The organism is Sphingobium sp., from assembly GCF_048594625.1.
In the GTDB taxonomy this organism is placed as follows: domain Bacteria; phylum Pseudomonadota; class Alphaproteobacteria; order Sphingomonadales; family Sphingomonadaceae; genus Sphingobium.
In genome coordinates this window covers 1-13,394 of record NZ_JBMDWL010000083.1, presented here as the reverse complement: position 1 = coordinate 13,394, position 13,394 = coordinate 1, and the positions used below count along the sequence as shown (strand labels likewise).

The following is a 13,394-nucleotide window of genomic DNA, read 5'->3' as shown; positions in this document are numbered from 1 at the left end:
TACGCGGGTTCGCTGATTGATTGGCACGCGGTCGCGGCTCTTCTCGATCCGCTTTATCTGGCCTCCAAAGGTGAGCGCGCTTGGCCGCCCCTGGCAATGTTCAAAGCGTTCCTGTTGTCGATCTGGTATGATCTGTCCGATATGGAGTTGGCTGAAGCCCTGAACGACCCGGCCTCTTTTCGTCGCCTCTGTGGGTTTTCCGCGAATGAGGCGACGCCAGAGCGTACCGCGTTTGTCAGATTTCGCCGACTGCTGGTCGCGCACCAAATTGACCGGTCGCCGTTTGAAACTGTGACCATTCAGCTCAAGGCCAAGGCGGTGACGGTCAAGACCGGGACACTGGTCGATGCCACCATCATTGCATCGGCCAGTGAAGACGATGGTGATGCGCGCTGGGTGAAGCACAAAAGAAAACTGGCTGTTCACGGCTTCACGGCTTCACGGCTCACGTTGGCGCCGATGCCGATACCGCGTTGGTCGAGGAAGTGTCGATTACATCTGCCAATATCAATGACGGCAGAGCAGGTCCCGATGCCTTGTCCGACAATCCCGGCGAGGTGTTTGCCGACAGCGCCTATCGCGGCAATCACTTTTGTGATGCCGGTCTGGCAAAGGGCGGCATTCTCCGGATCGTCGCCACCGACATGTGGGGTCGCCACGAAGCTGAAACGCTCCGCAAGTTCCATGAATGGAATCAACCGATCCATCGTGTGCGCGCCCGCATCGAGAAAATCTTCGGACCATGGAAGCGATGCTATGGCCTGCGCCGAATGCGATGGCGAGGTCTCGCCAAAGCCGCCGCCCAAGTCCACCTCACCGCCATCGCCTACAACCTCAAGCGAACCACGAATATTCTCTCCGTTCCAGCATGATATCGCCTCCGACCGCAAAGCGCGGGCCGGATCGATATCCCATTGAATATCTGCCCGGTTTCATAGCTCTACGCATACCCGCGCACAGGTCTCATAAGTGGTCCTTCAACGGGTGCGGAGGGCAGCTATGATCAGCGGATCACCCAGTGCCTCGTCCTGCAACCCGCCGCCGAAGTGAATATCGCCGCACAGGATGTGCCCGAAATCGCCGGATCTGGCCTTGCCAATATCGAACTGGGCCTGCGCCTGCGATACGAACTGGCCCGTGAATTTGCGCCTTATGTCGGCGTCAACTGGGAACGCAGCTTCGGCGACACCGCCCGCTACGCCCGCGCGGCGAAGGACGGTGCGTCCGCCACCAGTTTCGTGATGGGTGTCCGCTTCTGGTTCTGACACGCATCGCGCGCTGGCGTCACGCAAAATAGCTTTATCGCGGCAAGCCGATGTTGCTAGAGCGGACCATCATCCGTCCGGTCCTCGTCGTCCGGCCCCTCTATTATCGGGAGCAGCCCCATGAAGACCCGCGCCGCCGTCGCCTTCGAAGCGAAAAAGCCGCTGGAGATCGTCGAACTTGATCTGGAAGGCCCCAGGGCGGGCGAAGTTCTGGTCGAAATCATGGCGACCGGCATCTGTCATACGGACGCCTATACGCTCGATGGGTTCGACAGCGAAGGCATCTTTCCGTCGGTGCTGGGCCATGAAGGGGCGGGCATCGTGCGCGAAGTCGGCGCGGGCGTCACGTCGGTCAAGCCGGGTGACCATGTCATTCCGCTCTACACCCCCGAATGCCGCCAGTGCAAAAGCTGCCTCAGCGGCAAGACGAACCTGTGCACCGCCATCCGCGCGACGCAGGGCAAGGGGCTGATGCCCGACGGTACGACCCGCTTTTCCTATAAGGGCCAACCCATCTATCATTATATGGGCTGCTCGACCTTCTCCAACTTCACCGTCCTGCCCGAAATCGCGGTGGCGAAGATTCGTCAGGACGCGCCCTTCCAGTCCAGCTGCTATGTCGGTTGCGGCGTCACCACCGGTGTCGGCGCGGTCGTGAACACGGCCAAGGTGCAGGCGGGCGAAAATGTCGTTGTCTTTGGTCTTGGCGGCATCGGCCTCAACGTCATTCAGGGTGCGAAGATGGTCGGCGCGAACAAGATCATCGGCATCGACATCAACCCCGATCGCGAAGCATGGGGCCGTAAGTTCGGCATGACTCATTTCATCAACAGCAAGGGTCTGTCGCGCGAGGAAACCGTCGCGAAGATACTGGAAGTCACCGATGGTGGCGCGGACTACAGCTTCGATGCGACCGGCAATACCGAAGTGATGCGCACGGCGCTCGAATGCTGCCATCGCGGCTGGGGCGAAAGTATCATCATTGGCGTCGCCGAAGCGGGCAAGGAAGTCAGCACTCGCCCGTTCCAGCTGGTCACCGGCCGCGTGTGGAAGGGGACGGCCTTTGGCGGCGCAAAGGGCCGGACTGACGTGCCCAAGATCATCGACTGGTACATGAACGGCAAGATCGAAATCGATCCCATGATCACCCATGTCCTGACGCTGGAGTAAATCAACCAGGGCTTTGACCTGATGCATGCGGGTGAATCGATCCGTTCGGTCGTCCTCTTCTGATGGAAACGGTCGGCACCAATCGTGCCTTTGGCGGCGTGCAGGGCGTTTACCGCCACGCCTCCACTGCCACCGGCACGGACATGACCTTCTCCGTTTATGTTCCGCCCCATGCGGAAGGCGCGCAACTGCCGGTCGTCTGGTATCTGTCAGGCCTTACCTGCACCCATGCCAATGTCACGGAAAAGGGCGAATATCGTCGCCTCTGCGCCGAACTGGGCCTGATCTTCGTCGCGCCGGATACCAGCCCGCGTGGCGAAGGCGTGGCGGACGATCCCGATGGCGCCTATGATTTCGGTCTGGGCGCGGGCTTCTATGTCGATGCGACGCAGGCGCCTTTTGCCAGCCATTATCGCATGTGGACCTATGTCACGCAGGAACTGCCGGCGCTGATCGCCGCCAATTTCCCTGCCGACATGGACCGGCAATCGATCATGGGCCATTCGATGGGCGGCCATGGTGCGCTGACCATCGGCCTGACCCTTGCCGACCGGTTTCGGGCGGTGTCGGCCTTCGCGCCGATCGTCGCGCCGTCGCAGGTGCCCTGGGGGCAAAAGGCGCTGGGTGGCTATCTGGGCGATGATCGCGCGGCATGGCGCAAACATGATGCGGTCGCCCTGATCGAGGATGGCGCCCATGTCCCTGCCCTGCTGGTGGATCAGGGGGCGTCGGACACGTTCCTCGAACCGCAACTCAAACCGGAATTGCTGCGGGCCGCCTGCGATGCGGCTGGTATCCCGCTCGAACTGCGTTTGCATGACGGATATGATCACAGCTACTATTTCATCTCGACCTTCATGAACGATCATCTGCGCTGGCATGCCGCGTGGCTGAAGGGATAGAGCCGTCGGGGACAGATGACGGCGCGCAGAATGGGGAAAGCAAAAGCCATTCAGAGCATGATCCGATCATGCTCTGAAAAGGCTCAGGGCCGGGGGTGATCATCGCTCGGTCATTGCTGCTTTCAATCTAGGAAATAGTCTGACCTACCTTTGGCATGGTTCAGTGCGATGCATCTTCCCCCATAATGACATCGCCGCGAAAGCTGTCGCGTCGGTGGCGCGCCACTGGCGCGCGTCTGTCGCCCACAGGGCGCGCGATCGTCGCCCCTGTGGCGCGCTGGTGTCACATAACCGCCGCTTTCGGGACGCGTTGCGGGGGATTTCGCCTTTTTGCCCGACAACGGTGTATACTTCGCACTGTCGCGGCGCTGTGACCATATCGGACGACCGGCGCGGCGCATGATCTGGACATTCGCGATAAAATTTCTATATACCGATCGGTATGAAAAGTGCAGCTGAAACCGTCACCCGCGGCCGTCCGCGGGAATTCGACCCTGAAGAGGCCCTTTCGGCCGCGCTTCAGGTGTTCTGGACGCGTGGATATGAGGGGGCGTCGCTCGCGGAACTGACCGAAGCGATGGGCATTACAAAGCCCAGCCTCTATGCCTGTTTCGGTAACAAGGAAGCCCTGTTTCACAAGGCGCTCGACCTCTATGAGCGCGACAAGCTCTGCTATATGCGCTCCGCGCTCGATGCGCCCACGGCACGCGGCGTGGCGGAACGGCTGTTGCGCGGCACGTTGCAGATTCAGACGGGCGGCAATGCCTGCCTTGGCGTCATCAGCATGGTCGCCTGCACCACGCAGGCCGAATCGATCAAGGCCGACGTGATTGCGCGTCGCGCGTCTTCGGACAAGGCGCTGGTCGAACGGCTGGAACGGGCGAAGGCGGAAGGCGATTTGCCTGCGGGTATCGAACCGGCTGCCATGGCGACCTATCTGATTGCGGTCGTGCAGGGGATGGGCGTTCAGGCCAGCGGCGGCGCGACTATTGCGCAGTTGGAACAGCTGGTCGAAACCGCACTAGCGATGTGGCCCAGCACATAAACGGCTGAAAACAGCACGTTCAGCAAGAATTCAGAAAATTTTACCAATCGGTACAGAAAGCGGTTGACGAAAAGCCGCCTCTTATTATATACCGATAAGTATGAAATCCAGTTGAGGCATCGGCCTCGATGGAGGCTCATGCTCAATATTCATAGCGTTTTAGGCGAGTAACATCGACTTGGCGGCGCGTCGTCTGGCGCGTGGCACATCATTCAACCTCTGGTCGTGCCGGGCGGGGCCTGCTCCGTCATGCCCGGCCGCGCGCATCCTGCTGCCATCATGGTTCAGGAATGATCGTGCACGTCCAATCGGGCGGCGCGGCCGGATGGGCGTGCAACAAAGGGATCGGTAAAATGGCTTATATCGACTTTGCCCAGCCGCTACCGGCGGCGGGGGACGGCATGGCTTTGCCTGCCATGCAATCCATCCTGCGCGATCGCGCCAGAATGAATGCGCCCGCCTTTTCGTCGACCGAATGGCAGGTCGTGCAACTGGCGCGGGGCGATGGTCTGGCGTCGTTGCGCGGACCGGGACCATGGGCTCGCCTCAAAACGCTGATCTTTGGCCCCCAACCGCATTTCAGGCTGGCCAGCGCCCGGATGGAGGCTCTGCGCCGACTGGCTGTCGAGGCATGGCACAATGGTTTCGCCGTCCGGCCATCCACCATCAAGGACTTTCGTGAAGCGGGCTTCAGCGAGGGACAGCTCGAACTGCTGCTCTCCGCCATCACCGCCGCGCGTCACGGCATCAAGGGGAAATTTGCATGAACATGATTGCAAGGATCGACGCGGATACATCGGCGGACGACATCCGATCCGACGTCGCGTCAAAAGGCTGGCGTGGCCGGCATCTCGCCTGGAGCGCGCTTGCTCTGCTTCTGGTTGGCGGCGTCGCATGGAAATATGCCGCGCAACCGCAGGCACAGGCTTCCGCCGCGCCGGTGGCGACGGTGGGTATTTCCGCGCCGCTGATGCGGCAGGTCGTACAGTGGGACGATTATGTCGGCCGCTTCGCACCCAGCCAGACCGTCGATGTGCGCCCCCGCATATCGGGGCCGGTGACGGCCATTCATTTCCGCGATGGCGACATCGTTCATAAAGGGCAGTTGCTCTTCACCATCGATCAGCGCCCCTTCATGGCGCTGCTCGCCGAAGCGCGCGCCAATGTCGCCAGCGCCCGCAGCGCGCTCAGTCTTGCGCAGGCTGACTATGCGCGGGTTCAGCGTCTGACCGGCGACGAAGCGGTGTCCGCGAGTGAAATCGATACGTTGCGCGCCCGGTTGCAGGCGGCTCAGGCCGCACTGGCGGCGGCCGACGCCCGCGCCCGTCAGCGTGCGCTCGACGTCGAATTCACGCAGGTCCGCGCGCCGATTTCCGGCCGTGTGTCCGACCGGAAAGTCGACATCGGCAATCTGGTTTCCGGCGCGGAAGGCACGGGCGCCAGCCTGCTCACCACTATCAACGCGCTCGACCCGATCTACTTCAGTTTCGACGCGTCGGAAGCGCTCTTCCTCAAATCGCAGCGCGACCATGCTGAAGGGAAGGGCGGCGAAGTCGAAATCCGCCTGCAGGATGAATCGCAATATCGGTGGAAGGGTAATCTGGACTTCACCGACAATGGTCTCGATCCCCGATCCGGCACGATCCGCGGCCGCGCGGTGCTGCGCAACCCGGATCTGTTCCTGACCCCCGGTCTGTTCGGTAACATGCGCCTGTCCAGCGGAGGGAAGGTGAACGCCCTGCTGGTGCCCGACGACGTGATCCAGTCCGATCAGGCGCTCAAGACGGTGCTGGTGGTCGGCAAGGATGATGTCGTCGCTGCCAAGTCTGTCCAGCTGGGGCCACTGATCGACGGGCTGCGGATCATCCGGTCCGGCCTGTCCGCGCAGGACAGGGTGGTCGTGACCAATGCGCAGGCAGCCATACCAGGCACAAAGGTCGCGACACGTGGTGCCTCCATCAAGGCAACGCCCGCCCCGATCACACCGACCGATGGCGTGGTTCCGGTCGCTGCGCAGGCAACCTTCCAGCAGTAACCGCACAGATTTTCTGATTTTCATGCCCGTGATCCGCTTTGATGGCGGATCGCGCGGCCTCCCTTTTGCCTATCGCAAAGGAATGCCCGATGCGTTTCTCGCGCTTTTTCATTGATCGACCGATCTTCGCGGCGGTGATCGCCGTCGTTATCACGGTCGTCGGCGCGCTCGCCTTCATCGGCCTGCCCGTCAGCCAATATCCCGACATCGTGCCACCTACGGTCACCGTGGCCGCCCAATATCCCGGCGCATCGGCCGAAACCGTCGCATCGACGGTGGCGGCACCGATCGAACAGGAAATCAACGGCGTCGACGATATGCTCTATCAAAGCAGCCAGTCGACCGGCGATGGCAAGGTAACGATCACCGTCACCTTCAAGATCGGCACCGACCTGGATGCCGCGCAGGTTCTGGTGCAGAATCGCGTGGCTGTCGCTATTCCCCGCCTGCCGGAGGAAGTGCAGCGACTGGGCGTCGTGACTCGTAAGACGACCCCGGAATTTCTGATGGTCGTCAACCTTCAGTCACCCGATGGCACATTCGATCGCGATTATCTGTCCAATTATGCATTGACGCAGGTTCGTGACCGGCTCGCCCGCCTCGACGGGGTCGGTGACGTCCAGCTGTTCGGTTCGCGCGACTATGCGATGCGCGTCTGGATCGATCCGGGCCGTGCCGCGGCGCTCGACCTGACGGCAGGGGAAATCGTGTCCGCACTCCGCGCCCAGAATGTTCAGGTGTCGGCGGGCGCGATCGGTCAGCCGCCCTATGATCGGGGCGAAGCCTTTCAGCTTGGCGTCGAAATGCAGGGTCGCCTGACCACGCCCGACCAGTTTTCGAACATCGTGATCCGCAGCGATGGTGACGGCCGCCAAGTCCGCGTGCGCGATGTCGCGCGCGTCGAACTCGGTGCGCAGGATTATGGCATCAACACCTATCTGTCGAACAAGCCGACCGTCGTCATCGCGGTAATGCAGCGCCCCGGTTCCAATGCGCTGGACGCGGCGGAAAAGGTGAAGGCGGAAATGGACCAGCTGTCCCAGCGCTTTCCCAAGGGGCTGGAATATAGCGTCATCTACAATCCGACCGAATTTATCAGCCAGTCGATCGACGCGGTGTATCAGACCCTGATCGAAGCGGTGCTGCTGGTCGTCCTCGTCATCCTCGTCTTCCTGCAAAACTGGCGCGCGGCGATCATCCCGATCATCGCCATACCGGTGTCGCTGATCGGTACGGCGGCGATTCTTGCGGGCGTGGGCTATTCGCTCAACAACCTGTCGCTGTTCGGCCTGGTGCTTGCGATCGGCATCGTGGTCGACGATGCGATCGTCGTGGTGGAAAATGTGGAGCGAAACATCGCGCAGGGCATGTCTCCACTGGAGGCGGCACGCACGTCTATGGACGAAGTGTCGGCCGCGCTGGTGGCGATCGTGTTGGTGCTGTGTGCGGTGTTCGTACCGACATTGTTCATCACCGGCATCAGCGGCGCTTTCTATCAACAGTTCGCCGTCACCATCTCGACCGCGACGATCATTTCGCTGATCCTGTCGCTCACTCTGTCTCCGGCCGCAGCGGCACTGTTGCTCAAGGCCGATCATGGCCCGCGCGATCGCAGTAACGATCCCGTCTGGCGGCAGAAGCTGGGCGTGGCGGTCGATGGCTTCAACACCGGTTTCGATCGGATGAGCGAAGGCTATGCCCGCCTCACCCGCTGGCTGGTCGCTCGCCCGAAGAAGATGCTGGCGACCTATGCTGGTCTGATCGCGGCGACGGTGGGCCTGTTCTGGGTAACGCCCGCGGGCTTCATCCCGGCGCAGGATCAGGGCTATTTTCTGGCCGTCGTCCAGCTGCCCTCCGGCGCTTCGCTGGAACGTACGGACAAGGTGACGCGCGAAGTCGCGGCAAAAATCCTGCCGATCAAGGGACTTCGCGGCGCCGTCATGTTTGCGGGCTTCCACGGCCCGTCCCAGACCCAGGCGCCCAATTCGGCGGCGATCTATTTTCCGTTCAAGACCTTTGACGAGCGGAAGGCAGAAGGCGTCACCTATGCAGGGATCATGGAACAGGCGAACAAGGCTGTCGCCGGTTATGACAAGGCGCGTATCCTGCTCGTCCCGCCGCCCGTCATTCAGGGCATCGGTTCGGCCGGTGGCTATCGCATGATGTTGGAAGACAGGCAGGACCGGGGTTATGCCGAACTGAACAAGGTCGCCAACGATTTCATCGGCAAGGCCAATCAGACGCCCGGCCTGAACATGGTCTACACCCTGTTCGATGTCAGCACCCCGCGCATTTACGCCGATGTGGACCGTGCAAAGGCCGATCTGCTGGGCGTGCCGCCGGAACGCGTGTTCGAAGCGATGCAGGTCTATCTTGGTTCCGCCTTCGTCAACGATTTCAACCTGCTGGGGCGTACCTATCGGGTGACGGCGCAGGCCGATGCCGAACATCGCGGTACGGTGGCCGACATCGCCAACCTCAAGACCCGGTCCAACGCCGGGGGCATGGTGCCGATCGGTTCTGTCTCCACCTTCCGTGACAAGACCGGCCCCTATCGCGTGGTTCGCTACAACCTGATGCCTGCGGTGGAAATCGATGGCGATACCGCGCCCGGCTATTCTTCCGGCCAGTCGCTCAGCACCATTGAAAAGATGAACGAGGCCCTGCCCGAAGGTTATGCAGGCGAATGGACTGGCATCGCCTATCAGCAGAAGAGTGCCGGGAATACCGCCGGTCTCGTCTTCGGTATGGCCGTGTTCTTCGTCTTCCTCGTGCTGGCGGCGCAATATGAAAGTCTGACTTTGCCTCTGTCGATCATCCTGATCGTGCCGATGTGCCTTTTCGCGGCGATGCTGGGCATCAATCTGCGGGGCATGGATAACAACATCCTGACACAGATCGGTCTGGTCGTGTTGATCGCGCTTGCCGCAAAGAACGCCATTCTGGTGGTGGAATTTGCCAAGCAGGCAGAAGAAGAACGGGGGCTATCGCCAGTGGAAGCGGCGGTTCAGGCGGCGCAAACCCGCCTCCGCCCGATCCTGATGACCAGCTTCGCCTTCATTCTGGGCGCGGTACCGCTGGTCATCGCGACTGGCGCGGGTGCGGAACTGCGGCAGGCACTGGGCACGGCCGTCTTCTTCGGCATGGCCGGGGTTACCGCCTTCGGCCTGCTCTTCACCCCTACCTTCTATGTCGTGTGCCGCGCGCTGGGCGATCGTTTTGCCCGCCGTCGGCCTGCGCAATCGGACGCTGCCTTGCAGCCCGCCGAATAAGGATGAAAGCCATGACAAGGAACTTCATTGCCCTGTTGCTGGGCGCCAGTGCGCTGACGGCCTGCGCCGCCGTGCCGGATTACAAGGCGCCCGTCATGCCGACCACCGCCGCCGCGCCGTTCATCGGCACGGCCAATCCGGCGGTCAGCACGGCTCCGGCCCAGGATCGCTGGTGGACGCTCTATGGCGATCCGCTGCTCGACACGCTGGTGGCGGACGCTCTGGCCGCCAACACCGACCTCCGTGTCGCTGTGGCGCGGATCGAGCGGGCGCGGGCATCGCTTCGCGGTGCAAAATCCGATCGCCTGCCCCGAACCAGTCTGGGCGCGTCTGGCACCTATAACCGTACATCGGAAATTCAGTCCTTCCCCGGACTGGATCGCGAAAACTGGGTGATCGATGGCGGACTGGACGTTTCCTACGAAGTCGACATGTTCGGCCGGGTGAAGCGTGGCGTTGAAGTGGCCCGCGGCGATCTCGCAGCCGCGCAGGCCGACGCAGATGGTGTGCAGGTGGCAGTCATCGCCGACACGGTGCGCGCCTATCTGGATGTCACGGCGACGGCGGAACGGGTGGCGGTTGCGGAAAGGACGGTCGCCTTGCTCGACCAGTCGATCCGCATCACCGGCGCGCGGTTCGACGTCGGTCGTTCCGACCGGTTGGATGTCATCCGGGTGACGGCGCTGCGTGATCAGCAAAAGGCGGCGATACCCGCATTGCTGGCGGATCGGGATGCGGCACTCTTCCGCCTTGCCACGCTGACGGGGCGCACGCCCCAACAATTGCCCGACACCGTTCGCGCGGCCATCCGCACGCCACAGCTGTCGCAACCCATTCCTGTGGGTGACGGGCAGGCGCTGTTGGCACGCCGTCCCGATGTGCGCGCGGCGGAACGGCGGCTTGCCGCCGATACCGCGCGGATCGGTGTGGCGACAGCAGACCTCTATCCCCGCATCGCACTGGGCGGATCGGTCGGTACCACGGCGCTGGGTGGTAGTAATATTTTCGGCGGCGGACCGCTGAACTGGGTGCTGGGTCCGCTGATCAGCTGGGCCTTCCCCAATCAGGAAGCGATTCGGGCGCGGATCGGCGCTGCCAAGGCGGACGGCGCTGCATCGCTGGCGCAATTTGACGGCACGGTCCTTCAGGCGCTGGAGGAAAGCGAGCGCGCTTTATCGGCCTATGCGCATGCGATCGAACGGACACGAACGCTCACCGCTGCGCGCGATGAGGCGGAACGCGCCACCCGCATCAGCCTGGCCCGTCAGCGCGAAGGGCGGATCGATTTCCTGACGCTGCTGGATGCGCAACGCACACTGGCCAGCGCCGAGGCGGATCTGGCGATGGCGACGCGCGCCATGTCATTCGCTCAAGTCGACCTTTTCCGCGCGCTCGGCGGCGGCTGGGCTGGTCCAAAGGCCTGACGATGAAGGCGTTCAGCGCCCCGAAAGCCTGACCATTCCATAGCGCTGCGATGATGAAGGGAGAAGCGGCGTGGAATTATCATCAGGGTTTTCGGACCGGCGCGGCCTGATTGCGGCCATGGCGTTGCTGCCTTTGGCGGCCTGCGCCACGCCGATGGGGCGCTATACGGTCGAAGATGCGGTTCGTCGCCTGCTGGAACTGTCGAGCCAGCGTGCATTTGCGCGGCTTACCGAACCGGGTGGATTTTACGACGATCAACTCACCCGTATCGCGCCGCCTGATCTTGGTGGAGGAAAGGGCGGTGCCATCCTGTCGGCCTTGCTGCGAACCAATGCGGTGCGCAATCAGGTCGCAATGGCTCTCAACGACGTGGCGGTGGATCTGGCCGATAATGCCACGCCGGTTGTGATGGACGCGGTCCATCGCATGACGTTGGCCGATGCGGTGTCGGTGTTACGTGGTGGCCCGACGGCCGCTACCGATCTTCTGGCACGCGAAGCGAGAGGATCGGTTGTGGAAGCCTTGTTGCCCGGTGCGTCGCGGGCGCTGCGGTCGGACATGCTGGAGATGCTGTCGGCTGCGCTTTCCGCCAGCGGAGGCAGGGATTATGCCGCGCTTGCAGATAATATTTCCGGGCAGATCGGGGATGCCATCTTTCGCGCAATCGGACGGGAGGAAGCGGAAATCCGGCGCGATCCGGGTGCGACACGCGACCCGATCCTGATGGCATTATTGCGTTAGGTCTTGCTTTCGGCGGCCGGGCATGGTGTCCCCGACCCATGGAACAGAAACATCCCGCCATTCTCGGCATCCCGTGGGATCAGCCCGCGACCATGATCGATCTGGATGGAAAGCCGCCGCTGATTGGCACGATCCGCGACTGCGCCGTCCATTTCGGACTATATAAGCCGCATGCCAGGACGCAGGCACGCATATTGCTGACTCAGCCAGTTCATCGCGAGGGGCGTAAAACCCGGACATGGTTGCTGGACCCGGAAGAAATCGAAGCATTGGCTGACAGGCTGAATCGCGAAACCAACTGATTTCATATCGGCGGCTTCATCAATGGGCGAACAGGTCGCCCTGACGCGAAGCCGCCGTTGCCCGCCGCGCATGGCTGGGCGATCCGACCAACATGCGGGCGCGCCCCACCAGCGTATAGACCGCCTGCCGCTGTGCGCCGCGGTTCAGATGATCCACGCGATACCCCTGATAATGGCGCTTGATCAGGCCGGCCTTGACCAGTTCGGATATGGATCGGCTCAGATTGGTCTTGCCGGAAGCACGCACCCGGTTGCGCACTTCTTCCTGAACCAGAATGTCGTCGGCGTTCATATCGCCTGACAGCTTCTCGCTCTTATGCAATTCCTCCCGGACGCGTTCCACCAACGCCATGCGACGTGGATCGCGATGTCCCATGGGGGTCAGCGCATCGCATAGCCAGTCGCGTAATGGGATTAGGCTCTTGCCCATCTTGATTTCCGGCCCGGCGCTGCCGTCGGGCTTTGCCACTTCAGCGATCAGCGTCAACAGCATGAAGGCATAACGTGGTCGGGAAGAGCAATGGGACAGCTGATCGAGCAAAAGCGACAGATCGCTGCCACCAGAAACGCGGGAAGGGGCTGAAGCGTGAAACATAAGGTGAATCAAGCACAGAGAATCGCGGATGTGAATCCGCTTTTTTCCGCGATTCGCATTTTGTCGCGCATGACACTTTGCCGAATGGCAAAGTGTCACAGCCGAAACTTTTCGTACGGGGCGTTGTACGAGCTGACGGGCTAACAGACGCTGAAAGCCCAGTTGTTGTGAGCGGATCGTGCCGACAAAGCAGGTTTTCGACGCTTGTCTCCGCAAAAACTTCGGACTGAGGGGGCGATGGCTGCATTCTGGGTCATTCCTGACAGAAGCCGTAAAGCGACTGCCCGCCTGTTGGCGATGCGGGGGAGCGACTCTCGTTAGCCGGGATATGCGCGATCCGGCGTTCTGGCTTGGTATCGGCTAAAGGGAATGCTCACCAGGCAACGCCGCTGGCCCTCGATCCGCACGCCCGACCAGCCCGGTTCCTGGCGTCATTCAGGACCAAAAGCCAACGATGACATTTTTTTGAAAAAAGGTTGTTGACCGAATCGTGGGTGGCATCTAGAGGGCTTTTCACCGGACGGGGCGGCGCTGCTGAGGCGCCAGACTGTACGGTCGCCAACATAGACGGGATGGACCTCCCTCGGAAGAAGTTTCGAGGCGGGAAGGCTGTCCCGGTTTATTTGTCGGTTCTTTGACATT

At 61.8% G+C, this 13,394-nt stretch carries 10 protein-coding genes and 3 pseudogenes; 12 read left to right on the top strand and 1 reads right to left on the bottom strand.

The annotated features are described in order from the left end of the window. Window positions 1–96: 96 nt before the first annotated feature. The 12 genes and pseudogenes from ACOJSJ_RS10040 to ACOJSJ_RS09985 form a co-directional block, all read left to right on the top strand. A pseudogene (locus ACOJSJ_RS10040) lies at window positions 97–210 on the top strand (transposase); the annotation flags it as partial. Window positions 211–392: 182 nt separating this feature from the next. After that, window positions 393–872 carry a transposase gene (locus tag ACOJSJ_RS10035; RefSeq protein WP_420144841.1) on the top strand — a complete coding sequence of 160 codons (480 nt, stop codon included), beginning with the start codon at window positions 393–395 and terminating at the stop codon, window positions 870–872. Window positions 873–989: 117 nt separating this feature from the next. Further along, a pseudogene (locus ACOJSJ_RS10030) lies at window positions 990–1,265 on the top strand (copper resistance protein B); the annotation flags it as partial. 120 nt (window positions 1,266–1,385) lie between these two features. Beyond that, window positions 1,386–2,498: pseudogene (locus ACOJSJ_RS10025) on the top strand (S-(hydroxymethyl)glutathione dehydrogenase/class III alcohol dehydrogenase). Next, window positions 2,498–3,337: an S-formylglutathione hydrolase gene (fghA, locus tag ACOJSJ_RS10020; protein WP_420144840.1), complete on the top strand. Its 840-nt coding sequence runs from the start codon at window positions 2,498–2,500 to the stop codon at window positions 3,335–3,337. Before ACOJSJ_RS10025 ends, fghA begins: the two are co-directional and overlap by 1 nt. Window positions 3,338–3,779: 442 nt before the next feature. After that, on the top strand, window positions 3,780–4,382 hold the full coding sequence (locus tag ACOJSJ_RS10015; RefSeq protein ID WP_420144839.1) for a TetR/AcrR family transcriptional regulator: 603 nt from the start codon (window positions 3,780–3,782) through the stop codon (window positions 4,380–4,382). A 353-nt stretch (window positions 4,383–4,735) separates the two neighbouring features. Continuing rightward, on the top strand, window positions 4,736–5,149 hold the full coding sequence (locus ACOJSJ_RS10010; RefSeq protein WP_420144838.1) for a hypothetical protein: 414 nt from the start codon (window positions 4,736–4,738) through the stop codon (window positions 5,147–5,149). Next, window positions 5,146–6,417, top strand: coding sequence for an efflux RND transporter periplasmic adaptor subunit (locus ACOJSJ_RS10005; RefSeq protein WP_420144837.1), 1,272 nt, complete (start codon window positions 5,146–5,148; stop codon window positions 6,415–6,417). The genes ACOJSJ_RS10010 and ACOJSJ_RS10005 overlap by 4 nt, the downstream gene beginning before the upstream one ends. A gap of 89 nt (window positions 6,418–6,506) precedes the next feature. Continuing rightward, window positions 6,507–9,689: an efflux RND transporter permease subunit gene (locus ACOJSJ_RS10000; RefSeq protein WP_420144836.1), complete on the top strand. Its 3,183-nt coding sequence runs from the start codon at window positions 6,507–6,509 to the stop codon at window positions 9,687–9,689. A gap of 11 nt (window positions 9,690–9,700) precedes the next feature. Then, window positions 9,701–11,113 (top strand): efflux transporter outer membrane subunit, encoded by a 1,413-nt coding sequence (locus ACOJSJ_RS09995; protein ID WP_420144835.1) that lies wholly within the window; start codon window positions 9,701–9,703, stop codon window positions 11,111–11,113. A gap of 70 nt (window positions 11,114–11,183) precedes the next feature. After that, window positions 11,184–11,855: a DUF4197 domain-containing protein gene (locus ACOJSJ_RS09990; protein ID WP_420144834.1), complete on the top strand. Its 672-nt coding sequence runs from the start codon at window positions 11,184–11,186 to the stop codon at window positions 11,853–11,855. A gap of 38 nt (window positions 11,856–11,893) precedes the next feature. Continuing rightward, a complete protein-coding gene (locus tag ACOJSJ_RS09985) occupies window positions 11,894–12,157 on the top strand; it encodes a hypothetical protein (protein ID WP_420144833.1) in 264 nt (87 codons plus the stop codon). A gap of 19 nt (window positions 12,158–12,176) precedes the next feature. Here the strand turns inward: ACOJSJ_RS09985 and ACOJSJ_RS09980 are convergent, their stop codons facing one another. Continuing rightward, window positions 12,177–12,752, bottom strand: a complete 576-nt coding sequence (locus ACOJSJ_RS09980) for a hypothetical protein (RefSeq protein WP_420144832.1) — start codon at window positions 12,750–12,752, stop codon at window positions 12,177–12,179. Window positions 12,753–13,394: the final 642 nt, after the last annotated feature.